This is a genomic window from Synechocystis sp. PCC 7339, from assembly GCF_019924095.1.
Classification (GTDB): Bacteria; Cyanobacteriota; Cyanobacteriia; order Cyanobacteriales; family Microcystaceae; genus Synechocystis.
Genome location: NZ_CP063659.1, coordinates 3,375,381 through 3,399,020, shown reverse-complemented (window position 1 = coordinate 3,399,020; position 23,640 = coordinate 3,375,381). Strand labels below are relative to the sequence as shown.

The window sequence follows — 23,640 nt, the reverse complement described above, 5'->3', positions numbered from 1 at the left end:
CCTTTCCTGCAGCTCAATTACTGATTTTTCACCAAAATCCCATACCTACAAATCTATGACCGCAACCAGACAATCTTTTTCTCCGGCCGTTTATTTTGTTGGGGCAGGCCCCGGTGATCCCGATCTACTGACTATTAAGGGGCAAAAGCTCTTGCAAGCGGCTGATTTAGTCCTCTATGCCGATTCCCTGGTGCCCAAGCAAATGTTGGCAGAGGTGCGACCCCAGGCGGAATGTATTGCTACTGGGAGTAAAACCTTGGAGACCATTGTGCCGTTAATGATCACAGCGGTGCGCCAAGGGAAAATTGTGGTGCGACTCCATTCTGGTGATCTCACCCTCTACAGCGCCATCCACGAACAAATGCAGGCTCTGGGGGAAGCGGACATTTCCTTTGTCTGTGTGCCGGGCATTAGTGCATTCCAGGCGGCGGCGGCCATCTTAAACTGTGAGCTCACTGTGCCTGATTTAGTACAAACTATTGTGCTGACCCGCATTAGTGGTGCGGCTTCGACGGTGCCAGAACGGGAAGAGTTAGCAAGTTTGGCCTACCACCAAGCCAGTTTGGGGCTATACTTAGCCGCTCGCCATGTGGAAAAAGCCCAGAACCAATTATTGGAGCATTACCCCGCCGACACTCCCGTGGCCGTTTGCTTTCGGGTGGGTTGGCCCGATGAAAAAATTTGGCTAGTTCCCCTGGGGGAAATGGCCGCCCTAAGTTTGCAAGAAAATCTCATCCGCACCACCCTATACCTGATCAGCCCTGCTTTAAAAACCGATCTCCCCCGGCGATCGCGCCTTTATCATCCTGACCACAGTCATATATTTCGTCCCAAACGTTAAATTGTGCCTGCTAGGAATTTATTAATTTTCATTGCTAAAGTAGCTAAAAATTTATCTGGACTTAATTTTGTTAAGATTGGTGACAACAAGAAACAAATGGCTAGTGATTAGTTTCTATGGGAACAGCTAAGCTCAATTGTCTTAACAATAAATATAATTAGCTTAATTTTGCAATTAACAAGTCTACTTCTTTACTTTTAAACAATACATGTCGACACCAAAAAGTTGGACAAAGAAAGCGTATCAGAAAGGGTTACTTCTCTTAGGAACTTTGACGGCAAATATGCTACTGGCTTTTCCCCTAGGGGCGGCGGAGCAAATTTCTTTTTCCTATGGTGGTTTGATGACTTCCATCAAAATCGACTCTCTGACAAAGTTTGCGGAGACGGGGGAAGTTGATAAAGACTTACAATTTTATTTCAATTTTATTGCCCAGGATCAACAGAAGGAGTTGCGGGCAGTTTTAAATAAAGAAGTAGAGCTTAGTCCTGTGATGATTTCTCGCTTCTTCAACACCAAAATGGGTGAAGAAATTTTAACTCGACTGGGGGAAGTGATTAACATTCCCTATAAAAATAATGGCAAATACGCCATACGGGCAGCCCTCGTTCAGGCGGCGATGGAACCAGGGGGATTGTCTTCAATTAAAGTGTTACAAAAACTACCTACTAGCATACAAATTAATGGAGAAAAAGCCCTGGCATTGGCCAAGCAAGTTGATATGTTTATCTTGGCCACGGAAACCGCTGTAAAGGAATTGGCCATACTAACCGCTGAGGAGGCTTCGGAAGCTCCAGCTGTTAATTATGCTGACTTACCTGACCTACGCCAGTCTGGCCCCTATGGGGTGGAAAAAGTTGTTTGGCATTTAGTTGACGCCAGCCGCGATCGCCATTTTTATGTTGACGTGTTTATTCCCAAGGGAGAGCAGCAAGATAAGATTCCAGTGTTAGCCTTTTCCCATGGTTTGTCTTCCCGGCCAGAGGATTATGAAGTGGGTTTACAACATTTAGCCTCCTATGGCTATCTAGTTGTTGCCCCCCAACATCCCGGTAGTGACAATATTTATCTCCAGGAAATGCTGGAGGGCTATCACGGCGATATTTTTGATGTTAATGATTACATTAATCGCCCCAAGGATATTAGTTTTACCCTGGATGAATTAGAACGACGTAACCAATCAGAATTTGCCGGTCGTTTAGATTTAAAAAATGTTGGGATGGCGGGCCATTCCTTCGGTGGTTATACTGCTTTGGCGATCGCCGGGGCGGAAATAGATTTTGATAATTTGCAAAAGGATTGTGATTCAGATTTAGCCAATTTAGACGTTGCTCTACTAATGCAATGCCGAGCCTTAGAATTGCCCCGACAAACCATTTCCTTACGGGATGAAAGGGTCAAAGCAGTATTTGCAGCCAACCCAGTTAACCGCAGTCTTTTTGGTAGCAAGGGCTTGGCCAAAATTAATATTCCAGTTGTTTTTGGCTCCGGTAGTTACGACCCGGCGGCGCCCCCGGCGTTGGAACAAGCAGCATCTTTTACCTGGTTAACGGTACCGGATAAATATTGGCTTCTAATTGAAGGGCAAGCCCACGTTAACTTCACTAAATTAGATCCGGGCATCAGTAAAGCCATTGATTCCACCGCCCACCTGGTTTTACCCAATCAAGACACCATTTATGACTACGTCATGGGTACAACTGTGGCATTTTTTGAAGTTTACATCCGTCAAGATCCCCAGGGTGCGGATAAATATCGCCCCTATCTCAGTTCAGCCTACGCAGAATATTTGAGTGGGCTGAATGAGTTTAAGTTGTATCTGGTGTCCGGTAAATCTGCCCCTAAAATCAGGCAAAAAATTGATGAGTTCCTGGCCCGGTACGGTGGATTCTCTCAGGATTAATCCTGTATGGTTAGAAAAGATCTTGATGCACCGTGGAATATTTATGAGTTGGATCCCCCCCTACCGCCCCCAACAATTGTCCCTGGGCCCCCTGGAGCAGGAAATTTTGGAAATTGTCTGGCAATTAGACCAGGCCACGGTGAAGGATATCCACGACCGTATTTTGAGCGATCCTGACCGGGAATTGGCCTACTCTTCAGTGACCACGGTGTTGAACCGTCTAACTAAAAAGGGTTGGCTTATGTGCCATCGCCAGGGTAAAGCCTTTATTTGGACGGCAAGGGTGAGCGCTGACCAGGCCAAGGCGGTGCAATCCTACGAACAATTGCAACAGTTTCTGGCCATTAGCAATCCTGATGTGGTGGCCGCCTTCGCTGACAGTTTAGATACCGCTAGCATTGACCAGTTAACAGCGATCGCCGATCGGTTACAGAAAGCCCGGCAACAGCGACAGGAGGAAAAATAATGCACAGTATCTTGTTTCTCATGGCTGTGTTAATTGCGTTTGCCCTGCGATGGGCCATCCGTTACTGGCCCGGCAAGTTAGATTGGCCAGCGGCATTAATTTGCTTTGCCCTGCCCCCCATGCTTTTAATCAGTACTAGCGCGGCGATCGCCTGGATGGGCTGTGGTTGGATGTTTGGTTTGCCAGCTAGCATGGGCAGTCATCTACTGGCATGGATGTTTTTAGTTTGGACAGGGCTATCGGTGCTCTATTTGGCGGAGCAGACCTGGCAAACTCTGCGAGCGGTGCAGAACTACCCCATCAGCCATTGGCAGGGGCAAAAAATTCGTCTTTTGGAAACCGATTTTCCCTACAGTGCCCAGGTGGGGCTTTGGTCGCCGGAATTGGTGGTGAGCCGGGGGTTATTGCGCTTACTGACCCCAGAGCAGATACAAGCTGTGTTAGCCCACGAAAGCGCCCATCTTTTTTACCGGGATACCTGGACATTTTTCTGGTTGGGGGCCCTGCGCCGTTTAACTTTTTGGTTACCGGAAACAGAATCCTTGTGGCAGGAATTACTGTGGCAAAGGGAATGCCGAGCCGATCGCCATGGTGCAAATCACTGCGACCCCCTGGTATTAGCGGAGGCCCTCGCCCTAGTGGCCCAAAATGCCATGGTGGCCAATCCCCTGCCCCTGGGGGTGCCTTTTGCTGGGCAACAGGATCGTCTTCTAGCTCGCATTGATCAATTGTTGTCCTCTACCGTTACCCCCAGTTCCCATCGGTTCATTGCCTGGGGAGGGTCTTTACTTCTACTGGCGATCTCCGTTTTACCCCTAATCTTAATTCCCTTGCATATCAAGTAAATTCAAACCTTTGGGGCTGGGTAAGACCAACAACCATTGGGCTACTAGAAATTCCCACAACTGTATTCAATTAAGAAGTTTTTCAAAATGGCCACTGCCTTAGAAATTAACCAATCGGCCCCCGCTTTCTCCGCTCCTAATGCCGAAGGCACAGCGTTTTCACTAGGAGATTTTGCTGGTAAGTGGTTGGTGTTGTACTTTTACCCTAAGGACAATACCCCCGGTTGCACCACGGAAGCAACTGAGTTTAGTGCCAAGTTAGCGGAATTTATCGCCCTCGATGCTGTTGTAGTTGGGGTCAGCCCAGACTCCGAGAAAAGCCATAGTAAATTCATCGATAAGCATAATCTCACCGTTCAATTACTCAGTGATCCCGAGCATCAATTAGCCGCGGCCTATGGCGCTTGGGGCCCCAAAAAATTCATGGGTAAAGAGTATGAAGGCATTCTTCGTTCCACTTTTTTAATCAACCCCCAGGGAAATATTGCCCACATTTGGCCTAATGTGAGGGTCAAGGGCCACGTCGAAAAAGTGTTGGAGAAACTACAACAATTAAGGGGTGCTGATTAATTTCAGTTGAGTAATTGCTTATGCAAAAATCATTTTTGGGCGAGCAAATTTTTCCCGCTAGGCAGAGCTTCCCCGTTGATCTAATGAACCTAATCAATTATTATCAACGCCGGTTACTAACTTGGTTAATCCTTGGTTTGATTGGCTTCAGTCTAAACGCCTGTCAAAGCTCCCCGCCCCCCTTGGAATTTGCCCCCGATGGTGCAGTGGTACAGCAAGCAATTACTTTCCAACTCAACCGTACACAAACTGCCCTTAGTCAACATTTAAACGCCCCAACGCCGGATTTTGAAATTAGCAAGATCAACGTTAAAAAAATCGAGGCGATCGCCGTGGATAACTTACCGGCCTATCACCTAACTGGGGGATATGATTTAAAACTGATTCTGCCCCGGCAAACGGTGACTCAAAAACAGAATCCATTTGATCTTTACCTACAGCGGCAAAGTGAAGGTAAAAGTTGGCGATTGTTAAAAAAAGACATTGATCCCCGCACCAACGAGGAGAAATGGGGGAGCTACCTAGTGGAGCTAGAAGCAACGGAGCCGGCAAGTTAACGAGTTGAAGTTGACAGGGGAAAAACCAAAATCTGCCTTGGGCAGACCGAATTAACCCTAGCTCTCCTCGCCATTAAGTGCTCAGGAATTTTCCAGCCATGTTTCCACACTTTTCACCTTTTCATCCATGGTTTGGGGGCGATCGGTGCGGGTACCGAAACGCATGCTGGAAGTGATACGGGGGGCTCCCAGGGCATGGACCGCTTCGTGACAGGCCTTAACTGCGGCAAAAACTTCGTCCCAATCCCCTTCAATGTTGGTGCCGTAGGCATGCATGGTATGTTTCAGTCCCGCTTCGGCCAACACTTTCTGACAGGCGGCCACATACTGGCCCACGGAAACCCCCACACCTAGGGGCACGACACATAAATCCACAATCACGTTCATAGCTTTTACTCGTCGGTAATGGCTAACGACAATCTCAAATTTCCCTAGATTTTGACACACTCCCGCCGTCAATTGGGGGGACAGGCTAGTTGTTGATATGGGCATTGGGTTAGAAGTCCTCTAAAACCATGGCCCACCAAGACTGAGAAAGTCCGCAACAAGTCGTTAAATTTCTGCGCTTGCATTGGCCTTATTCTGAAGGGATAAGGCTTAACCGAGGAGGGCTTGCCGTTATCAATCTCTATGGCACGGTGAGACTCTCCCTGAACCGATTCAAGGAACTCAATTATCATGCTTAGCAAAATTTTATACGCAGATTCTGGCACCAGCCAAACCCAAGAAATGCTCAAGGCCATGATGGATTTTCCGGCGGTGCAAAAGGCATCGATCACGATTTTGCACGTGGTTCCACCCCAAATTACCACGGAGGCATTCACGGAAAAATGGGCCGAGGGCGGTAAAATCCTGGCGGATTTGTTAGAAGACGTGGCCATCGAACCCAGTAAGGTTTCCACCGTGTTGCGCCAAGGCGATCCCAAGGGGGTGGTGTGTGATGTGGCCAATGAAATTGATGCGGACCTAATTATTATGGGTTCTCGGGGCTTGAAGCGGTTGGAGGCCATTTTAGAAAATTCCGTCAGTCAGTATGTGTTTCAACTGACCAACCACCCCATGTTGTTGGTGAAGGACGATATTTACGTTAAGCGCATTAAACGGGTCATGGTGGCCCTAGATAAGTCCGCGGCGGCGCAGTATGCCTTGGAACTAGCCCTGGAGCTTTTGCGGGACTATCCAGAAGGGGAATTAATCCTCGCTCGGGTGAATCCCGACCTCAAACCGGATTTGTTGCCCCTTTCCCGCCAAGAAATTGAGGAAAATCCTGTCCTGGCCCCGGCGATCGCCAAGGCTAAGCGTTTGGGTGTTGCCTATCGTTGCACCGTAACAGGGGGTAAGCCAGGGGAAAAATTATGTGAATTGGCAGAGGACTACAACGCTGATTTGATACTTTTGGGTTCCCCCGATCGCCGCCCCTCCATTGCCAAGAGTTTGCCAGATTTAGACAGACTGTTGGGCACTTCCCTATCGGACTATATCCGGGTAAATGCTCCCTGTCCGGTGTTATTGGCCCGCAAAGAAGGGATTTGATCCCCACCGAGAGGGAAATACTTACCCACGTTTTAACCATCCATTGGACAAAAAAAGGGGGCCGGATAGACTCCGCCCCTAACTCTGTTCTGCTTGACAATGGTTAACCAAGGCTTAGCTTTCGCTCTGTTTACCGGTTTGAATAAACAGGATCAACAGGAAAACCGTTGGCACCAACACAAATAAAATACTTGCTATAAAGCCGAGATTATTAACTTGCATAGCCTAAACTGCCTCGATCTTAAATTTGGCTCAATACCCTACCTAGAATAGCATTGGTGGGTCATGGCCCTGGGGCAATGGCCGAGGGGCTGGCCAAACTTTTTGCTCCGCTTTCCTTACTTAATTTCACTCTCCTCCACCTACCATGGTCGCTATTATCTACAGCGCAGAGTTTTTACACCACGATACTGGCCCCACCCACCCCGAATGTCCGGCCCGACTGACGGCGATCGCCACGGCTTTACGGCAGATGCCGGGGGCGAATTATCTCCATTGGCAAAGGCCTTCCCCGGTGACGTGGAATTTATATCCATACATTCTCCGCTGCCATAGCCAAGAATATTTAAATAAATTGGCAAGATTAGCTGAGGAGGGGGGCGGTTCCCTCGATGTCGATACTCCTGTTTCTCCCCAGAGTTATGATCTAGCTCGCTTAGGGGTGCGGGCCTGGTTGGATGGGGTTGACCATGCCTTAAACCAACGGGAGGCGGTGTTTGTGTTGGCCCGTCCCCCCGGTCACCATGCCATTCGCAATACAGGTATGGGTTTCTGCTTGCTCAACAGTGTGGCGATCGCCGCCCATTATGCTCTGACTAGACCAGGGGTAGAACGGGTAGCCATTGTGGATTGGGATGTGCACCACGGCAATGGCACTGAAGCACTGGTGGAAAATAACCCCCAAATTTTTTATTGTTCCCTGCATCAATTTCCCTGCTATCCCGGCACAGGAGCCGCAGGCGATCGGGGGAAACATAACAATGTGCTCAATATTCCCCTCAAACCAGGGGGCGACGGCAAAGTTTACCAAGAGGCCTTTGAGAACCAGATTTTACCGTTTTTACGGCAAGCCAAACCGGATTTACTGTTGGTGAGTGCTGGTTATGACGCTAACCGAGCCGATCCTTTGGCCTATATGAACCTAATCCCAGAGGATTACGGCATGATGACCCATTATCTAATGGAAATCTCTCCCTATCTGGTTTTAGGATTGGAAGGGGGCTACCATTTACCGAGCTTAGCCAAATCAGTGGTGGAAACCCTTAAGCCCTTGTTGTTCTAAGAGCCTGTTTGTAGAGTCTGATTTCGTCTCCTAAATCTTCTCACTACTCCGGGAATTTTACCTCTGTTTCTCCCCAAATTTGGGGGGTCAGGGGGGCTTTTCAAAAACGTTCTAAGGGGGGGGATTGATGGAATCTTGCTCCCAGTTGAGTTCAGAGGCAATGGGTAAAGTTTCGATCTCCCCTTTCAGTACCTTAGAGATCCAGAAACCTTTACACTCTTTTCCCCAACTTAAAAGGAGGGTGTTTCACTAGGAATGGGCAACCAGAGACTAAAGCTTTCTCCTTTGGGACTCTCCCCAGTAACCTATCAACTTATAGGCTAGCTTAGCCGTGGAAAATTCTGACACCACCGACCCTGGCACCGGGGCCAACTCCATCAGGTCACAACCAATCACTTGCTTGGTTTGAAAAAGACGGCGGAAAAAATTTAACCCTTCGTACCAGTTTAATCCCCCCGGTTCGGGAGTACCCACCCCCGGCATAAAACCTGGATCAAAACCGTCCATGTCGATGGTGAGAAAGACTTTATCTGTGGCAATACTGGCGATCGCCTGGTCAATCCAATCGGGATTTTCAGCCATTTCCCTAGCCCAAAAAACAGGAATATTTTTTTCCCTGATCAAATCTGCCTCTTCCTGACAAATGGCCCGGATGGCGATCGGGAGAGTGGGTAAACCCAATTCCAACACCCGACGCATCACACAGGCATGGTTATGCTGGGAACCTTCAAATTTGTCCCGCATGTCCCCGTGGGCATCAATTTGCACCACCGTGAAAGGCTCCGACGTTCCCTTCTGCATAGCCCGCACCACCCCAGTAGTAATGGCATGCTCCCCACCGATCGCCACCACAAATTTACCATCCTCCACAAAGGGGACAATGCCGTCACAAACCTGGGTTACCATGGCGTCCCCTGCTAAAGCGGTGTGCTCGTTGTTATTCGCCAAAGGAGCACAGGTGTAAATGCCCAAATCATAGCAAGGGGAAGTATTCAACTCTTCATCGTAGGCTTCCAACTGGTCCGAAGCTTCCAGTACTGCTTCAGGGCCATACTGACAGCCCTTACGGTAGGAAGTAGTTGCCTCATAGGGAATAGGCACCACCACCACAGCGGCATCAGCATAGGGGGTAATGGCTTCCGACTCCAGGAACTGTTTGGGCGAGGGGGAAATTTTACGAGAACTATCCATCTATTTTTCTAAATTATTTTGCCCTGCAATTACCTTGGCGGACTGGATTTTGTCCCCCTGTTTGATCTTCAGCACCTCATCCATGCCCTGGGTGACGTAACCAAACACGGCATAATCACCGTCTAAAAATCCCGTTTCATCGGAGAGGGTGAAATAGAACTGGGAAGAGGCGGAATCTGGCATTTGGGAGCGGGCCATGGCCACAGCACCGATTTTATGGGGAAGCACTACGGGTGGACTGCTGTAGCCGCCCTGTTGTCCCACCGGTTGACCATATAAAGGCGCTTCTGGAGCATTTTCCACGGCCGGGTCAATCTTAATTTCCAAAGGAATATTGCGGGGACGTTGGGTGTTTTTATCTACATAACCGCCCGTGCCGTCGCCTTTGGGGTCTCCCCCCTGGGCCACAAAGCCATCCACTACCCTGTGGAAGGTTAAGCCGTTGTAGAAGCCCTGCTCCACTAGGTCAACGAAGTTACCGGCGGTGATCGGCGCATTTTCTCCGTCCACTTCAATAATGATCGGCTGGCCGTTAACCATCATTTCCACGGTGGCTTTGCCATTTAAGCGGGGTTTATAGTCCTTGTATTGGTCTGTGGCTAGCTGAGCCACTGGGCTGTTGGTTTCTGTGGGGGAGGGATCTGCTGAAGAATTGGCAGATGGCTGATTGCAGGCAGTGAGCAAGATATTGACGGCAAAAAAGATGCCCACAAACCAGATGGCTCGGCTAATTTTCGGTAAAATCCGCATAAAATCTAATCTCCTATATGTTCTCCGTAATTGCTAATGGGGACGTCCATTATCTTTTTCTGAATTAGCTAAACCATAGTCCCTTGCTAGGGATCTTAGTCCACCTCGATTGTCATCCAGGGGGAATGGAGCCAATTTGACATCCCCGGTTCCTGCCCTGGATTTGGCGGGCCTGATGGCGGGATCTGGCCGTATGGGAGCGGCAATTTAGAAGCCCCCCCTTACAAACCCTCCAGGGGCACTCCCAGAAACCGGGCCAACTCGGCCCCTTGATTTTCCAACTGGGAAAGGGAAATGGGTTGCCCAGCCCTGGTGAGGGGAATATCTCGTCGTTGTTTAACCTTGAGGTACAGGGAACGTTTGGGGTTAACACCTTCTTTAATTTCTGCTTTTACTGCCTGGACATCGGCAATTTTATTGACCAATTCAATGCGGCGATTTTTGCCGGGGAAGCCCCAACGGAAAATGGTCACCTGCCCCGATTTTTTATTGAATTCGTTGTAACCACTGCCCACATTCAGAGCCATGGTCAACCAGAGATAACCTGCCACTGTGCTGCCAGCCACACCGTAGAAAAGTAGAGCTACACCTTGGGGAATAAATTGCAGTCCGGTGGTGTCACTAACAATCAAAAGATTTTTGCCGAAGTAGCTAGAAAGGCCGGCCAACAGGAAACCGACACCGCCAATGGTAGAAATTCCAGCCCAAAAAAAGTTGCTGAAGCGGCGGGCTCCCAATACTTCTTGGCGCAAAATTTGGGAAGATTCTGCGAGCGTCTGTCCACCCATGTATTTCTCTAATGATAATTACAACGAAACCAACCCTTGAATTTTACCCCATCAGGGCTAGGGGCTTGGAAGATGGGGCGATCGCCAGGAAGGAATTGTATCTAGTTTGTCCCCAATTTGGGGGGTCAGGAGTGCTGTTCAAACATGGTTAGAAGGGGGAATGCGGAGGTAATAACCTTTTTCATCTCCCCAACGTCCCTGGGTTAACCCATGGGGATAACCATCTGTCCTCACTTGCACGGGAGCTAACTGAGCCAATTGCCGAGCCCGACGGTAATGAAAACTACGTTGGAGGCTGTGATCTAACCGCTGGGCCAATGTTTGTTCCTCTCCGGCGATCGCCATCATTGCTCCATGAGATAGGTATAGAGCGTAATGGGGTTGGGGCTCTGACACTGGCACCAAGCAACAAAGATCAGTGTTATTGACTAAGCCAAGATTATTAAGAGTTTCAGCCACAAATTCTTCGGTTAATTTCTCCCCCACCAAGTCACTTACCCGATCGCCCCTACCCACCAAGGCCAAGCAAGGCGTTTTAAGGTACCAATGGGATACCTGAAGACGATCGCCGAGGCGATAACGGTATAGTTCCCCTGGAGTGGAGATAATTAATTGATAAATTTGCCCTGTTTGTACGTTGGCCAGATCAACAATAGTGCCATCAGCAGCCATAAATTCCAACACAATTTGGTTTACTAAAGGCACAAATCCCCCAGCCTTGATTAGGGGAATGGTAATGGGCGCTTCCGTGGCTAATAGACCTTTTCCTTGGATGAATATTCCGGGAAAATAAGCCTGTAAAACCCCGGCTTGGTTCCTGGCAAATAGTTGATCCCAACAAGAAATCAGCTTTAACTGTGGCCAGATTTTTAACCAGTTAATCGGCTCCGTTTCTAGCGCTTTCCGTCTGGCAGCATCCAGGCGATCGCCAAGGGTCGTAATTAAGGCATGACGATGCTGGGCTATAAACATTAATTGCACCGTCAAAAAAGTTGGACTCCAAAGGGAAATAATTTCTAGGTCTGGATTTTGCAATAAAGCTAAAGCTAAAGCCCAACGAAAAGTGTCTCCGTCGGGAAAATGATTACCTACCCGCACTAAAAAATGACCGCTAAGCCAACGCAAAGGCCCCGTCAAATAATCCGTGTCATCAATGCCCCCAGGGCGATCGCCAAGGGTGGGAGAAATACAAGCATAGGTTTTACCTGTGCAAAAACTTGGGCCATGATGGAGTAAATCGTAGGCCCAGACTGCAAACATAAACGTAAACGCAGTCAGTAAACCATGGGTGTAGGGAATTTGTTTACTTGCTCCAGAACTGCCGGAAGTTTGTTGCCAAGATCGAATTTTTTCGTTGGTGATTATCGATTGTGTAGGCGAGGCTTGCTGCTGTTTCAACCAGGGGTAAAAATCTTCATAATTAACTATGGGAATAGCGAACCAAGGCGAGTCTTTTTTGATCCTCAAAGATTGACCATAACTGGTATAAATTAAGCGCTGAATGATTTTAGTTTTTAACCTTTCTTGTTCAACTTCAGGCTGATGTAATGCGTAATTAAAACGATCAAAAGCTGGTTTTAATAGGTGTTTACTGATCCTCAAAAAAAAATCATGCATAGGAAAGGTTTAGTTTGATCATTTCTCAGCTAAAAGAATTACAAATATGTTTCACAATGGTCATGGCCACCCAAAGTTAACACCAATCACCATTGATGTTGACGAGGAAAAATTTTTCTACTTACTTTCCTAGCAATAAAAGCCAGAGGGAACTCGTCTCCACTTCAAGCTTTGCTAACAATTACTAATAGCTGATAATGGGAATCCACTCAAAGCTATCCACAATGCCCTGATAATAATCGTTAATTGTTTCCCGGGGATAGGGAGCAACGCCAGTTTCTTCATCGAACCACCGTTCATAGATCTCCACCGCTGTTCTCTGATCACTGATTACCCCCTCCATATATTTGAGCAGGGTATAATTGACCAAATTGCGCCAATCTGAATCATCTTTGGGCAATAAACAGGCATAGGCTTCGTACTGATAAGGAAAATTCGGCACCACCTTCCACTGTTGGGGATTGTCGGAAGTTTTTTTCAATCCGGCCAAAACAATGCCATCTCCGGCAAAGGCTTCGATTTCTCCAGCTTCGAGCTTGGCCATACCATCAGCTTGGTCTTCAACTTCAACGATAGTCGCCCCGGGCTGGAAGTTAATAATGGCTTTTTCATTGGTGGTGTCGGCGATAACCCCGATCGCCTGGCCTGCCAAGGAATCGGCGGATTCTAGATCACTGTCCACCCCGGTGATAATTTTGGTGCCGTCAGCAAAGTAACTCACCGAAAAATCCACCATTGCTGTTCTATTCCAGGTGAAAGTGGAAGAAGCGCATTCTAAGTCAATAGTTTGATCTTTAATTAAGTCAAAGCGGTTATCGGCGGTGGCTTCCACCATATTTAGTTTAATGGGCTTGCCTAGTCTGGCTTCCGCTTCCCGGCGAATTAATTCCAGCATATCGATGGAAAAACCCACCCATTGTCCCTGGTCATTGACATAGGCGAAGGGAACCGCATCCTTTCTGGTGCCAGCATTAATCACCCCCGTTTGTTCAATGCGATCCAATACTTCTCCGGCCCCACTAGGTAAGCCCACGGCTCCACTGAGTAATACGGACAAAGCTAAACAGGCAAATTTTTTCATTGGTCAACTCCTAGCACCAATTTCCCAAGACTACGGAGGGGGCAATGAAGTTTCAACCAATGGGGACCAGAAACCACAGCGGCCTATGGATCTAATCAATGGCACACTAGAAAAAGAGAGTTAGGGCGGGAGTTGCGGATTCCTGTCACAGGGAATCTGAGGAAAGTCCGGGCTTCCCAAAGGCCAAACTTGCTGGGTAACGCCCAGTGCGCGCGAGCGTGAGGATAGTGCCACAGAAAAATACCGCCTTTTCAGTAAACAGTGATCAGTCTAAACCCCTGGTAAATGATAACTGTCAAGGTAAGGGTGCAAAGGTGCGGTAAGAGCGCACCAGCAGTATCGAGAGGTACTGGCTCGGTAAACCCCGGTTGGAAGCAAGGTCGGAGGGGCAAAGGTTGGTCTTTTTCCTGCCCCATGATTGGTGGAACCGCTTGAGGAATTTGGTAACAAATTTCCCAGATAGATAACTCCCCTAGGGTGCTTCGCATCCTGGAACAGAACCCGGCTTACGACTAACTCTCTTTTTTCTTTGTATATCCTTTGCCCATAGGAACAGGACAGAGTGCAGATCAAAATCATTCAGGAAGGTCCTGGTTGGCGCTGGGGTTTTGATCCCAATGCCGAGACTTTTCCCTTTTTACTCGGCTCAGAGGATTGGGCGTTGGAGTTGACCAGGGCAGAATTTGCTGATTTTAAGCGTTTAAGTCGGGAGTTGGCCGAGACTGTCACGGCGATCGCCGAGGAGTTAATGGAGGAGGAAAAAATTTGTTGTGAACTGAGCAGTGAGTTAATTTGGCTGGAGATTGAGGGCTACGCCCACGCCTACGGATTGAGGTTTATTTTGCACCAAGGGCGTAAAGCGGAAGGGGGTTGGCCGGCGACAATAGTGCCAGCATTGTTAGCTAGCTTGCAGAGCTATGGCTCAGGGGAAACCTAAAGTCAGGGTTAACGTCCAAAACCCAAGGGTGGAGGATGGATTTTTGACCTCAGCGGCCCAAAGAGATTGCCCGAATTCGCTACACTAGCTTTATTGGGTTGACAATCTTCCCCTGCTTGTTTTCATAGCCTGCCCGTTAGCGATTATGATTCGTTTGCCCGTGGTATTACCTCAAAGTTTTCTTCCCCCTCGTTTGCTATCTTGCCATTGGGGCTGGTTGGCGATCGCCTTGGCCTCCTTATGGAGCTTATCTTCACTGCCTGTTAACACCGGTTCCTCGGTGGTGGCTCAAACGGCCCCTTCTAGCCCCATGACCGTTCGCTCTGACATCCAAGAGGCCAACTCCCAAACTGGAGTGGTAACTGCCCGTGGTAACGTTCAAGTTTACTATCCTGCTCGCAATTTGCAAGCAACGGCGGCCCAGGCCCAGTATTTTTCCCAGGAGAGACGGTTAGTACTCAGCGGCAACGTCTATGTGCTCCAGGATGGCAACAGTATGCGGGCGGAAACCATGACCTATTTGGTGGATGAAGGGCGCTTCGTTGCTAACCCCGAAGCCAATCAACAGGTGGAATCGATTTATCTAGTGGAGGAGTCCCAAAATCCAGCCGGACCTTCCCCCACTGGCCCCAATCCCCTGCCTGGTGAAACTTTGCCGGATTTGCCTCCCCTGGGTTCTTAGCTGTGGGATACTAACGGCATTCGGTGACAGGCTTTTTAGCGAGAACGGCGATCGTGACCTTAGTTTTAGAAAATATCCATAAACTCTACGGCAAACGTTGTGTGGTCAATCGGGTCAACGCCCAGGTCGCCCCTGGGGAAATTGTCGGTTTGCTGGGCCCCAACGGCGCCGGAAAAACCACTACCTTTTACATTGCTACGGGACTGGTAAAACCTAATACGGGTCGAGTGTGGCTCCACCAGCGGGACATCACGAATTTACCCCTTAACCAGAGGGCCCATTTGGGCTTAGGTTATCTTACCCAGCAGGCCAGCGTCTTTCGTCAGTTGAGTGTGCGGGATAATATTCTCCTTGCCTTAGAACAAACTGGGGTGTCACCGCCCCTAAGAAAACATCGGCTTGAGCAACTATTGGCAGAATTTCGCTTGGAAAAGGTAGCTAACACCCAAGGCTCGCAAATTTCCGGGGGAGAACGACGGCGCACTGAGCTGGCCCGGGCCCTGGCGATCGGGGTGGAAGGACCACAATTTTTATTGTTGGATGAACCCTTTGCGGGGGTTGATCCCATTGCTGTGGCGGAAATTCAGACCATCATTGCCCAGTTGCGGGAACGAAATATGGGTATTTTAATCACCGACCACAATGTGCGGGAAACCCTAGCCATCACCAACCGGGGTTACATTATGCGGGACGGGCAAATTTTGGCTTCCGGCAGTGCGGGAGAGTTATCGGAAAATCCTTTGGTGCGGCAATATTATCTGGGCGAAAAATTCCAGTTGTAAGTACTCAAATCATGGTGGATAACCTACCAAGCGTTTGGTTAATTGGCGGAACGGTGGATAGTCGCACGATCGCCGAGGAACTCATTACCCAGAGCATAGGTTGTCTGGTGACAGTCACGACCCCGGAGGCCAGGCACTTATATCCCATTCATCCTAGTTTAAGAGTTCACGTCGGAGCCTTAAGCCCGGAGGAAATACCAGCCTTTCTAGAACGCCACGGCATTACTGTCATTGTCGATGCTTCCCATCCTTTTGCGACCCAAATTACTGCCACCGTCACGGCGATCGCCAAGGAAAGACATATTCCCTATATCCGATTTGAGCGCCCGCCTCTGGCGTTGGGAGAAAACACCCTGGAAGTGCCCGACGTTGATAGTTTAACCACCGGGTCTTATCAAACATACCTAGTGGGTAAAAGGGTGTTACTGACCGTGGGCGCCCGCTGGTTGGGCCATTTCAGTACCCTGCATAGCCAAGCTCTTCTATTTGCCCGCACTCTGCCCTATCCCCAAGCCCTAGCCCAGGCGATCGCCGCCGGATTTACCTCCGACCGAATAATTGCCCTACGCCCCCCCGTAGCTGAATCGTTGGAAATCGCCCTATGGCAACAATGGCAAATCCAAGTGGTGGTCACGAAAGCCTCCGGTGCCCAAGGGGGAGAAGATGTAAAAAAAAGGGTAGCTCAAGCTTTGGGGGTAACTCTGATCAGAATTGCCCGACCCGAGAACAAAGTAGGGCAGACTGTGAATGATCTTGCTCCGATCTACCAGTTTTGTCAGAGTCATTTACGAACCTAAATGTGACAATTGGCCGGAGGCTTTGTTAAGTATTGCAACGAGATTTTCCTGGGAAGCAAAGGTGAACCTTAAGATAAAACTTTTAACGTTGGTTTGGTCGCCATTGTCGCCCAATGCCTAATGGTGGATGCCATCGCCGTTAAAAATAGTCTTAAAATCATCGTTTACGATCAAGGAGAACTCAATGCATAGCTTTTTATTGGCCACCGCCGTTCCCGCTACCCTGTCCTGGAGCCCCAAAGTTGCTGGGGTAATGATTGCTTGCAACATTTTGGCGATCGCCTTTGGTAAATTCACTATCAAACAACAAAGTGTGGGCACCCCCATGCCTTCCCCCAATTTCTTTGGTGGATTTGGTTTAGGGGCTGTGCTGGGCACTGCCAGCTTTGGCCACATCCTCGGCGCTGGAGTAATCCTGGGATTGGCAAATATGGGAGTACTTTAAGACTTAGTTCTGAATAGACTAGCTTTTATCCTTTGGGAAAATATTAAAGGCGATCGGGCCAAAAGCCTGATCGTTTTTTGCTAGGGATTAGGGAAAATGCCAAAACGCACCAAGGTGGTAATTATCGCTCCGATGACGGCAAGAATCAACGCTCAAATTTGAGCATTAGAGCCTGTTTTAAAAGCCCTCCCGAACCCCCAAATTTGTGGGGAAACTGAGTAAAAGTCCCCCAGTATTGCCGGAGCTTTAGGTGGCGGAATAAAACTTTCCAAACACGTTCTTAGCCCGCCCTTTGACATTTTTAACATCATCCTTGACTGCAACTATCTCCATGTTGACCGCAGACAACTCGGTTTTAACCGTTGCCATATCAATCTTGAGGGAAGTTACCTGTTTTTGGAGATCGTCGAGTTTAGTCTTAATTTCCCCCAAGATCTCCTTTCAATCGGTTTCTATGGTCACACTCATTAGCTGTTGCCTTCAAAGCCAAAGGAATATTTCCTGCTACCCCTACTAGGGTAAATCATGGGAAATGGCGATCGCCGCAGTGTCTTCCGTTTGCTGAAGGGCTGTCTGCAACATCTTGGTGCTGACCACAGAGTCGGTGGCTAAGTTAAAGAGGGGGTTGGCAAGAATACCGGCTAGGGAGGTGGCCACCAGGGTAGCGACAATGCCTACCTGTAGGGGACGCATACCAGGCAAATTCCATTTGATGGCCGGATAATTTTTGATTACGTCGGACATTTCCTGAGGTTCCTTCACCACCATCATTTTTACCACTCGAATGTAGTAGTAGATGGAAACAACGCTTGTGACCAAGCCGAGGAGAACTAAGCCGTACAATCCTGACTGCCAACCGGCCCAGAAGATGTAAATTTTGCCGAAAAAGCCTGCAAGGGGGGGGATACCACCCAGGGACAATAAACAAATGCTCAAGCCTAGGGTGAGTAGAGGATCTTTGTGGTAGAGACCGGCATAATCACTAATTTGGTCACTGCCAGTGCGGAGAGTAAAGAGGATGATGCAACTAAACGCCCCCAGGTTCATAAACAGGTAAATAAGAAGGTAAAACACCATGCTGGCGTAACCATCTTCACTGCCGGCCACTAGGCCAATCATCACAAAGCCCGCCTGACCAATGGAAGAGTAGGCCAACATCCGTTTCATGCTGGTTTGGGCCAGGGCCACCACGTTGCCCAGCACCATGCTCAACACTGCCAGAGCTGTGAAAATAACGTGCCATTCATCGGTAATGCCACCAAAGGCGGTCACCAACAACCGAATGGCCACTGCAAAACCAGCCGCCTTAGATCCCACCGAAAGAAAAGCTACCACTGGGGTGGGAGAACCTTCGTAAACGTCGGGGGTCCATTGGTGGAAGGGCACAGCGGAAATTTTAAAGGCAATACCGGCAATGACAAAGACTAGGGCGATCGCCAGACCGAGGGATTGACCCATACTGTCGGCATTGACTAACTTTTCCGCAATTAATACCAACTGGGTTTCGCCGCCGGACAAACCGTAGAGCAGGGAAAGACCGTAAAGAAAAATGGCAGAACTAGAAGCACCAATGAGCAAATATTTCAACGCCGCTTCATTGGAACGGGGGTCCCGTTTCATGTAACCGGTCATTAGGTAGGAGGAAATACTGAGCATTTCCAGGGAGATGAAAATCATCACCAACTCGTTGGCCGCCGAGAGGAACATGCCCCCTAAGGTGGCGGTGAGCAAAATGGCAATGAATTCCGCCAAGGAAGTCCCCGTTTGTTGGACGTAGCGCACCGACATCAAAATGGTGACAACGGTGGACAAGGCAATGATGCCTCGGAAAATAACGCTGAGGTTATCCCCGTTAAAAGCGCCGATAAAACCGATGGGATCCGCCATGGACCAGGAAGTAACTAGCAAACCCACCGACACTAATAAACCGGCGATCGCCAGATAGGGCAGGGCCAAAGCTACCTTTCGTCCTCCAATCAAATCCACAATTAGCACAAGCAGGAGAGTGACAATAACAACGCCCTCCGGCAAAATTGTCCCCGCATTGAGTTGCGCTGCAACGTTACTAGAAAAGTCCATAGGTACAACCGAGAAATGCTCACGAATAAGCTTAGCGCAGGTTTGCCGCAAAGGAGAATTAGAATAGGTGATGGAATTTATTAGTACTTCCCTAGTTTTGGCCAATGGCAAAGGAGCCCCATGATGGCATAATCACTCCCCATTCATCAAATTGATCGGCCTTAGCAACCTGGAGGAAATTTCAGAAAAGCACGGATAAAGACTATCAATAAATCAATTAGTATTATAGGTATGAATAAGATACAATTTCACTAAAGGAGCTAATGAGGTCTCAAAGCTATGCCCATCGGTGTTGCTGAATTTATGGAAAACCAGGAGAATCGCTGTCCGGTGGTTCTGGTACTGGACACATCTGGCTCGATGCAAGGAGCGCCGATTAGGGCTTTGAATGAGGGCATTAAAACCTTTCAGCAGGATGTGTTGCGCGATACCCAAGCAATGTTGAGTGTGGAAACAGCCGTAGTGACCTTTGGCAATGGTGGGGTGCAAACAGTGCAGGACTTTGTCGGAATTGACCGATTTAGTCCTCCCATTCTGGAAGCCGGAGATTTGACTCCCATGGGAGAAGCCATTGAGTTGGCATTGGATCTAGTGGAGGATCGTAAGGCGGTGTACAAAAGCCATGGCATTCAATATTACCGGCCTTGGGTGTTTTTGATTACCGACGGTGCGCCCACAGATCAATGGCTCAATGCGGCCCAGCGAGTGCAACAGGCAGAAGCGGCAAATCGCCTATTATTTTTCTCCGTTGGCGTACAGGGGGCAGATATGGCAAAGTTGAGGCAAATTTCCAATAATCCCCCGGTATTACTCAATGGCTTAGATTTTCGGGATCTATTCCAGTGGTTAAGTAGTTCAATGAAGCGGGTATCCGGCAGTAAAGTTGGGGAGTCCATTGCCTTACCTCCAGTTAGTTGGGGACAAATCACCACCTAGGGGGAATTTAACAATGTGGAGAACGGTTTGTCAGTCGGCGATCGGCAGTTTTCATGTCGAAACAGGGTTGCCTTGCCAGGATTACGGAGCTTATCAAACCCTGGGCAAAGACATCTTAATTGGGGCAGTAGCCGATGGAGCTGGCAGTGCCAAGCATTCTGACCTGGGGGCCAAGGTGGCAGTGGAAACGGCGATTCAGTTTGTTCTTGATCTAGTGAGCGGGGGTTTTGATGAGCAAAATTCCGAAAATCAAACCTTAGCAGAGGAAGGATCAGAAAAAACTTTATCAGCTATTTTTGAGCAATTTTTTTTCCTCTTTTGTTGACAAAAGTTCAACAGGAATTACAACACGTAACTCAAGTGTCTAAAGTTGAATTTCCTGATCTTGCCACCACTTTATTGGTGTTTATTGCTACTTCAAAATGGTTAGTGGCGATGCAAATTGGGGATGGTTTTATTCTGGCTAAACCTGTGGGTGAGAAATACCAGTTATTATTTCAACCCGATAAGGGGGAGTATATCAACGAGACCACCTTCGTTACTTCTGCTAATGCTTCGGCGGAAATGCAAATTCGAGTTTTAGCTGAACCTTTAGAATTTATTTGTGCCGCCACCGATGGAGTGGAAAAAGTAGCAATTAATTATGCTGATTGGCAACCTTTTCCGCCATTTTTTCAACCGTTAGAACAGTATTTACAGACAACTGAGCAACCATTAGAGGAAGATCTGAAAGAATTTTTACAACGGAAAGATTTGAATGCTCGCACAACCGACGATAAAACTTTATTGTTGGCATTATGGACAAACAATCAGTAATGATAACGACAAGCTAGAATGCGAATTTTTTCATTTTGAACTTCATAAATTAAACGGTGCTCCTGGGTAATTCTCCGTGACCAACAGCCTGATAATTCATGTTTTAAAGGTTCTGGTTTTCCCAATCCGGTAAAAGGATCTCGCTGAATTTCTTTAATTAATTTCATAATCCTTAAGGCCTGTTTGCGATCATGCTCAATCCACCATTGCAGATCATCAAAGGCATTAGGGTCAAATTCCAAGTTTTTCATTAACTTCCACCAGACTAAACCCTGTGTTTCGTCCCTTGGCTTCCAGTAAGCGATTCTTCATGCTCTCGCTCTTCAGAAGATAAGCAGTTTCCCTTTCGGATTGAATTTCCTGCCATAGGTCAATGGGAACCAGCACAGCAACGGCTCTGCCAGCTTCATCGGAAACGTACTGGATTTCGGAAGAACTCATTGGTCAAAGAAAGAAAATTATCTTAATAATAACTTAAGGTTAACCCCAGTCATGCACTGGTTGGCAATCAGTAAAATGGTGGTACTTCGTGAAGGCGTTCTTAAATTTTCTTGACTGATAAGTATTTTGTTATGGTCTCTTCCCCTATTTATCTCTGTCGACGCAATAACAAACTCATTATCTTGACGGAGGAATTAGCCCACAGTGGTGAAGCAAAGGTATGGCGGACGGACTTCAAGGGCTATTTGGCAAAAATCTACCACGATCGCCACAATGAGCGCATTGCCAAGTTGCAGTTAATGGTGATCCAAGCTCCCAGTGATCCCAATAGCCATCTCAACCATATTTCCTTTGCTTGGCCCTATTCGATTCTGGAAGATGAAGCTGGGGAAGCGGCGGGATTTTTGATGCCGGAGGTGGTGGGTTCCCAAACTTTATTAAAACTTTGTACACCACAGTTAAGGCGAAGATTAAAGCTACAGGTTGATTGGTATTTTCTCCATGTGGTAGCCCGGAATGTGGCGGGAATTATCCAAGCGATTCATGCCAAGGGCTATGTGTTGGGGGATATTAAGCTAGAAAATATTCTGGTCAATAATCGAGCTTTGCCCACCATCATTGATACGGATTCTTTTCAAGTTCCCGACCCGTACAGCGATAAAATTTATCGTTGTTTAGTGGGTTCAGAAGGGTTTACCCCGGCGGAATTGATTGGGGTGGATATTGCTTCGGTAAATCAAACGGAAGTCCATGATCGCTTTCGCTTGGGCGTGGTAATTTATTACCTTTTATTTGGTGGGCCACCGTTTCGAGGATTGTGGCAGGGGTCAGGAGATCCGCCGGAGCAGTCGGAATTAATTCGACGGGGCCTATGGCCATTTTCGTCCGACAGTTTAATTTTGCCGAGTCAAACGACGATGCCATTGGAAATTCTCCATCCTCAGTTACAAGCTTGTTTTTTGCATTGCTTTAACGACGGACATCAATTTCCCCATAAACGACCCACAGCGGGGGATTGGGTCAAAGTGTTGGAGCTCAGTTTAAATGACATAGTTTCCTGCGGTAAGGTGGATAGCCATCATTACAGTGCCAGTTATGGCCATTGCTATTGGTGCGATCGGGCGAGGGATTTAAAGTTTGATCTTTTTCCAGGCAATGCTTTGGTTGCGCCTCAAACTGCCTCAAATGTAACCGATCCTTCTGCTAGTAAGACAAAAATTAGCTTACCAAAGGTGTCGCCACCACCAAAGCAACTTCCTCAAAAATGGTCAAGACGGAAAGTATTAGCAGGTTTGGGTTTAGCTACAGTGGGTGGTGCCGCTGGGATTAAAATTTTTGCTCAACCGCTTTCTGTTACCCAAAAAATTCTACCACCAGCTAAACCGGCAGTTTATTTAAAGCCAACTCCATTTACAGAAGAACTGCCAAATGGAATTCAACTGGAAATGGTGGGTTTGCCAGCCGGAAAATTTTTAATTGGATCTCACAAAAGTGACCCAGATGCATGGGATAGTGAATTTCCCCAACAGGAAGTGGCGGTGCTCAGCTTTGCAATCGGAAAATATCCCGTTACTCAGGCCCAATGGCAGGCCGTGATGGACACCAACCCTTCTCATTTTGATAATGATCCCCAAAATCCAGTGGAAGAAGTGAGTTGGGACGATTGCAAAGAATTTTGTCGAAGGTTATATGAGTTGACAGGAAAAACCTACCGATTACCCAGTGAAGCGGAATGGGAATACGCTTGCCGGGGTAGAACGACAACCCGCTATTCCTTTGGAGATAATGCAGAAGTCTTAGAAAAATATGCTTGGCTTACAAGTATTAACGATCTAAGTTATTCTCCTGTAGGTAAAAAGAAGCCTAACCCCTGGGGAATACACGATATGCACGGCAATATGTTGGAATGGTGTGAAGATGGCTGGCATGAAAATTATGAAGGAGCGCCAACAGATGGAAGTCCATGGAATGATAACCATAATGAAACGAGAGGTCGAGTATGCCGGGGCAGTTCAGGGGGCAGATCTCCTAAACAGTTTCGTTCCGCCAACCGTATACACATGCAGCGTGGTAGCACGCAGTACGGCACCGGCTTCGGTTTTCGTTTAGTTCTGGCGTAAGGCAAGATTTATTTTATCCTTTTTCTTTTTAGGTTTTCCGCCGTTAAGCGGGTCGATTTTTTCTCGTCCATTGCGGATGACAACATAAGCTCAGGAGTTTTCTAAATTTAGCCTAGAGTTATTACAGAAGGGTGGATTTGTTTTCAGCATCCTCAGAAATAAATGGCTATATCACAAACTA

The 23,640-nt window shown here is 48.0% G+C and carries 27 protein-coding genes and 1 other RNA gene; 18 read left to right on the top strand and 10 right to left on the bottom strand.

What is annotated here, in order from left to right; all coding sequences use genetic code 11:
* Positions 1–55 precede the first annotated feature (55 nt).
* The 6 genes from cobM to IQE94_RS16045 all read left to right on the top strand — a co-directional run bounded on the left by cobM (position 56) and on the right by IQE94_RS16045 (position 5,182).
* Entirely contained in the window at positions 56–841 is a 786-nt protein-coding gene (cobM, locus tag IQE94_RS16070; RefSeq protein ID WP_212720093.1) for a precorrin-4 C(11)-methyltransferase, read from the top strand.
* A 271-nt stretch (positions 842–1,112) separates the two neighbouring features.
* The gene (locus IQE94_RS16065) at positions 1,113–2,744 is read left to right on the top strand and encodes an alpha/beta hydrolase (RefSeq protein ID WP_212720102.1); all 1,632 of its coding nucleotides are present in this window, start codon (positions 1,113–1,115) and stop codon (positions 2,742–2,744) included.
* Between the two features lie 43 nt (positions 2,745–2,787).
* Positions 2,788–3,210, top strand: a complete 423-nt coding sequence (locus tag IQE94_RS16060) for a BlaI/MecI/CopY family transcriptional regulator (protein WP_212720104.1) — start codon at positions 2,788–2,790, stop codon at positions 3,208–3,210.
* Positions 3,210–4,055, top strand: a complete 846-nt coding sequence (locus IQE94_RS16055) for a M56 family metallopeptidase (protein ID WP_212720106.1) — start codon at positions 3,210–3,212, stop codon at positions 4,053–4,055. The genes IQE94_RS16060 and IQE94_RS16055 overlap by 1 nt, the downstream gene beginning before the upstream one ends.
* Before the next feature lie 87 nt (positions 4,056–4,142).
* Positions 4,143–4,625, top strand: a complete 483-nt coding sequence (gene bcp, locus IQE94_RS16050) for a thioredoxin-dependent thiol peroxidase (protein WP_212720115.1) — start codon at positions 4,143–4,145, stop codon at positions 4,623–4,625.
* A gap of 20 nt (positions 4,626–4,645) precedes the next feature.
* Positions 4,646–5,182: a hypothetical protein gene (locus IQE94_RS16045; RefSeq protein ID WP_212720117.1), complete on the top strand. Its 537-nt coding sequence runs from the start codon at positions 4,646–4,648 to the stop codon at positions 5,180–5,182.
* 81 nt (positions 5,183–5,263) lie between these two features.
* On the opposite strand, the gene IQE94_RS16040 is transcribed toward IQE94_RS16045, so the two are convergent.
* Positions 5,264–5,629, bottom strand: coding sequence for an MTH1187 family thiamine-binding protein (locus tag IQE94_RS16040; protein ID WP_010871336.1), 366 nt, complete (start codon positions 5,627–5,629; stop codon positions 5,264–5,266).
* 231 nt (positions 5,630–5,860) lie between these two features.
* Between IQE94_RS16040 and IQE94_RS16035 the strand changes: the two genes are divergently transcribed.
* Positions 5,861–6,715: a universal stress protein gene (locus IQE94_RS16035; protein WP_212720119.1), complete on the top strand. Its 855-nt coding sequence runs from the start codon at positions 5,861–5,863 to the stop codon at positions 6,713–6,715.
* A gap of 114 nt (positions 6,716–6,829) precedes the next feature.
* Here IQE94_RS16035 and psbM read toward each other — a convergent pair whose 3' ends face one another.
* Positions 6,830–6,937 carry a photosystem II reaction center protein PsbM gene (gene psbM, locus IQE94_RS16030; RefSeq protein ID WP_010871338.1) on the bottom strand — a complete coding sequence of 36 codons (108 nt, stop codon included), beginning with the start codon at positions 6,935–6,937 and terminating at the stop codon, positions 6,830–6,832.
* Between the two features lie 145 nt (positions 6,938–7,082).
* On the opposite strand from psbM, the gene IQE94_RS16025 reads away from it, so the two are divergent.
* The gene (locus IQE94_RS16025) at positions 7,083–7,997 is read left to right on the top strand and encodes a histone deacetylase (RefSeq protein ID WP_212720121.1); all 915 of its coding nucleotides are present in this window, start codon (positions 7,083–7,085) and stop codon (positions 7,995–7,997) included.
* A gap of 270 nt (positions 7,998–8,267) precedes the next feature.
* On the opposite strand, the gene speB is transcribed toward IQE94_RS16025, so the two are convergent.
* The 5 genes from speB to IQE94_RS16000 form a co-directional block, all read right to left on the bottom strand.
* Entirely contained in the window at positions 8,268–9,188 is a 921-nt protein-coding gene (speB, locus tag IQE94_RS16020; protein WP_212720130.1) for an agmatinase, read from the bottom strand.
* Positions 9,189–9,938 (bottom strand): peptidylprolyl isomerase, encoded by a 750-nt coding sequence (locus IQE94_RS16015; RefSeq protein ID WP_212720132.1) that lies wholly within the window; start codon positions 9,936–9,938, stop codon positions 9,189–9,191. It lies immediately after the preceding gene.
* A gap of 221 nt (positions 9,939–10,159) precedes the next feature.
* The gene (locus IQE94_RS16010; RefSeq protein WP_190598615.1) at positions 10,160–10,726 is read right to left on the bottom strand and encodes a photosystem I assembly protein Ycf4; all 567 of its coding nucleotides are present in this window, start codon (positions 10,724–10,726) and stop codon (positions 10,160–10,162) included.
* 138 nt (positions 10,727–10,864) lie between these two features.
* On the bottom strand, positions 10,865–12,343 hold the full coding sequence (locus IQE94_RS16005; protein WP_223342293.1) for a GH3 auxin-responsive promoter family protein: 1,479 nt from the start codon (positions 12,341–12,343) through the stop codon (positions 10,865–10,867).
* Positions 12,344–12,527: 184 nt separating this feature from the next.
* Positions 12,528–13,424 carry an amino acid ABC transporter substrate-binding protein gene (locus tag IQE94_RS16000; protein ID WP_212720136.1) on the bottom strand — a complete coding sequence of 299 codons (897 nt, stop codon included), beginning with the start codon at positions 13,422–13,424 and terminating at the stop codon, positions 12,528–12,530.
* 115 nt (positions 13,425–13,539) lie between these two features.
* On the opposite strand from IQE94_RS16000, the gene rnpB reads away from it, so the two are divergent.
* From rnpB to psaK, 6 genes are all read left to right on the top strand, one after another.
* Positions 13,540–13,949, top strand: an RNA gene (gene rnpB, locus IQE94_RS15995) — RNase P RNA component class A.
* A gap of 37 nt (positions 13,950–13,986) precedes the next feature.
* Positions 13,987–14,361 (top strand): DUF1818 family protein, encoded by a 375-nt coding sequence (locus tag IQE94_RS15990; protein ID WP_212720138.1) that lies wholly within the window; start codon positions 13,987–13,989, stop codon positions 14,359–14,361.
* 145 nt (positions 14,362–14,506) lie between these two features.
* Positions 14,507–15,043, top strand: coding sequence for an LptA/OstA family protein (locus IQE94_RS15985; RefSeq protein WP_223342292.1), 537 nt, complete (start codon positions 14,507–14,509; stop codon positions 15,041–15,043).
* A gap of 23 nt (positions 15,044–15,066) precedes the next feature.
* On the top strand, positions 15,067–15,825 hold the full coding sequence (lptB, locus tag IQE94_RS15980) for an LPS export ABC transporter ATP-binding protein (RefSeq protein WP_204250435.1): 759 nt from the start codon (positions 15,067–15,069) through the stop codon (positions 15,823–15,825).
* 11 nt (positions 15,826–15,836) lie between these two features.
* The gene (gene cobK, locus IQE94_RS15975; RefSeq protein ID WP_223342291.1) at positions 15,837–16,622 is read left to right on the top strand and encodes a precorrin-6A reductase; all 786 of its coding nucleotides are present in this window, start codon (positions 15,837–15,839) and stop codon (positions 16,620–16,622) included.
* A gap of 184 nt (positions 16,623–16,806) precedes the next feature.
* On the top strand, positions 16,807–17,067 hold the full coding sequence (psaK, locus tag IQE94_RS15970) for a photosystem I reaction center subunit PsaK (RefSeq protein WP_194018271.1): 261 nt from the start codon (positions 16,807–16,809) through the stop codon (positions 17,065–17,067).
* 513 nt (positions 17,068–17,580) lie between these two features.
* On the opposite strand, the gene IQE94_RS15965 is transcribed toward psaK, so the two are convergent.
* The gene (locus IQE94_RS15965; protein ID WP_212720144.1) at positions 17,581–19,146 is read right to left on the bottom strand and encodes an NAD(P)H-quinone oxidoreductase subunit N; all 1,566 of its coding nucleotides are present in this window, start codon (positions 19,144–19,146) and stop codon (positions 17,581–17,583) included.
* A 279-nt stretch (positions 19,147–19,425) separates the two neighbouring features.
* Here IQE94_RS15965 and IQE94_RS15960 point away from each other — a divergent pair, with 279 nt between their 5' ends.
* From IQE94_RS15960 to IQE94_RS18695, 3 genes are read left to right on the top strand one after another with little or no spacing between them, the layout of a single operon-like run.
* Positions 19,426–20,082: a VWA domain-containing protein gene (locus tag IQE94_RS15960; RefSeq protein ID WP_212720146.1), complete on the top strand. Its 657-nt coding sequence runs from the start codon at positions 19,426–19,428 to the stop codon at positions 20,080–20,082.
* Positions 20,083–20,095: 13 nt separating this feature from the next.
* On the top strand, positions 20,096–20,407 hold the full coding sequence (locus tag IQE94_RS18700; protein WP_212720148.1) for a protein phosphatase 2C domain-containing protein: 312 nt from the start codon (positions 20,096–20,098) through the stop codon (positions 20,405–20,407).
* Positions 20,401–20,898, top strand: coding sequence for a PP2C family serine/threonine-protein phosphatase (locus IQE94_RS18695; protein ID WP_370630484.1), 498 nt, complete (start codon positions 20,401–20,403; stop codon positions 20,896–20,898). The genes IQE94_RS18700 and IQE94_RS18695 overlap by 7 nt, the downstream gene beginning before the upstream one ends.
* Here the strand turns inward: IQE94_RS18695 and IQE94_RS15950 are convergent.
* Both IQE94_RS15950 and IQE94_RS15945 read right to left on the bottom strand, forming a co-directional pair.
* Positions 20,892–21,149 (bottom strand): Txe/YoeB family addiction module toxin, encoded by a 258-nt coding sequence (locus IQE94_RS15950; RefSeq protein ID WP_212720152.1) that lies wholly within the window; start codon positions 21,147–21,149, stop codon positions 20,892–20,894. The genes IQE94_RS18695 and IQE94_RS15950 overlap by 7 nt on opposite strands.
* Positions 21,130–21,339: a prevent-host-death protein gene (locus IQE94_RS15945; RefSeq protein ID WP_212720153.1), complete on the bottom strand. Its 210-nt coding sequence runs from the start codon at positions 21,337–21,339 to the stop codon at positions 21,130–21,132. The genes IQE94_RS15950 and IQE94_RS15945 overlap by 20 nt, the downstream gene beginning before the upstream one ends.
* Before the next feature lie 131 nt (positions 21,340–21,470).
* Between IQE94_RS15945 and IQE94_RS15940 the strand changes: the two genes are divergently transcribed.
* The gene (locus IQE94_RS15940) at positions 21,471–23,459 is read left to right on the top strand and encodes an SUMF1/EgtB/PvdO family nonheme iron enzyme (protein WP_223342290.1); all 1,989 of its coding nucleotides are present in this window, start codon (positions 21,471–21,473) and stop codon (positions 23,457–23,459) included.
* The last annotated feature ends 181 nt before the right edge of the window (positions 23,460–23,640 follow it).

Bases quoted from the DNA above. Each gene is read 5' to 3' on its own strand.
- speB (WP_212720130.1), bottom strand. From the start codon at position 9,188: ATGGATAGTTCTCGTAAAATTTCCCCCTCGCCCAAACAGTTCCTGGAG.
- IQE94_RS15985 (WP_223342292.1), top strand. From the start codon at position 14,507: ATGATTCGTTTGCCCGTGGTATTACCTCAAAGTTTTCTTCCCCCTCGT.
- IQE94_RS16060 (WP_212720104.1), top strand. From the start codon at position 2,788: ATGAGTTGGATCCCCCCCTACCGCCCCCAACAATTGTCCCTGGGCCCC.
- IQE94_RS16010 (WP_190598615.1), bottom strand. From the start codon at position 10,726: ATGGGTGGACAGACGCTCGCAGAATCTTCCCAAATTTTGCGCCAAGAA.
- IQE94_RS16005 (WP_223342293.1), bottom strand. From the start codon at position 12,343: ATGCATGATTTTTTTTTGAGGATCAGTAAACACCTATTAAAACCAGCT.
- IQE94_RS16000 (WP_212720136.1), bottom strand. From the start codon at position 13,424: ATGAAAAAATTTGCCTGTTTAGCTTTGTCCGTATTACTCAGTGGAGCC.
- cobM (WP_212720093.1), top strand. From the start codon at position 56: ATGACCGCAACCAGACAATCTTTTTCTCCGGCCGTTTATTTTGTTGGG.
- IQE94_RS16055 (WP_212720106.1), top strand. From the start codon at position 3,210: ATGCACAGTATCTTGTTTCTCATGGCTGTGTTAATTGCGTTTGCCCTG.
- IQE94_RS15965 (WP_212720144.1), bottom strand. From the start codon at position 19,146: ATGGACTTTTCTAGTAACGTTGCAGCGCAACTCAATGCGGGGACAATT.
- IQE94_RS16035 (WP_212720119.1), top strand. From the start codon at position 5,861: ATGCTTAGCAAAATTTTATACGCAGATTCTGGCACCAGCCAAACCCAA.
- IQE94_RS15950 (WP_212720152.1), bottom strand. From the start codon at position 21,149: ATGAAAAACTTGGAATTTGACCCTAATGCCTTTGATGATCTGCAATGG.
- IQE94_RS16025 (WP_212720121.1), top strand. From the start codon at position 7,083: ATGGTCGCTATTATCTACAGCGCAGAGTTTTTACACCACGATACTGGC.
- psbM (WP_010871338.1), bottom strand. From the start codon at position 6,937: ATGCAAGTTAATAATCTCGGCTTTATAGCAAGTATTTTATTTGTGTTG.
- psaK (WP_194018271.1), top strand. From the start codon at position 16,807: ATGCATAGCTTTTTATTGGCCACCGCCGTTCCCGCTACCCTGTCCTGG.
- bcp (WP_212720115.1), top strand. From the start codon at position 4,143: ATGGCCACTGCCTTAGAAATTAACCAATCGGCCCCCGCTTTCTCCGCT.
- IQE94_RS15960 (WP_212720146.1), top strand. From the start codon at position 19,426: ATGCCCATCGGTGTTGCTGAATTTATGGAAAACCAGGAGAATCGCTGT.
- IQE94_RS16045 (WP_212720117.1), top strand. From the start codon at position 4,646: ATGCAAAAATCATTTTTGGGCGAGCAAATTTTTCCCGCTAGGCAGAGC.
- IQE94_RS16015 (WP_212720132.1), bottom strand. From the start codon at position 9,938: ATGCGGATTTTACCGAAAATTAGCCGAGCCATCTGGTTTGTGGGCATC.
- IQE94_RS15940 (WP_223342290.1), top strand. From the start codon at position 21,471: ATGGTCTCTTCCCCTATTTATCTCTGTCGACGCAATAACAAACTCATT.
- IQE94_RS15945 (WP_212720153.1), bottom strand. From the start codon at position 21,339: ATGAGTTCTTCCGAAATCCAGTACGTTTCCGATGAAGCTGGCAGAGCC.
- cobK (WP_223342291.1), top strand. From the start codon at position 15,837: ATGGTGGATAACCTACCAAGCGTTTGGTTAATTGGCGGAACGGTGGAT.
- IQE94_RS18700 (WP_212720148.1), top strand. From the start codon at position 20,096: ATGTGGAGAACGGTTTGTCAGTCGGCGATCGGCAGTTTTCATGTCGAA.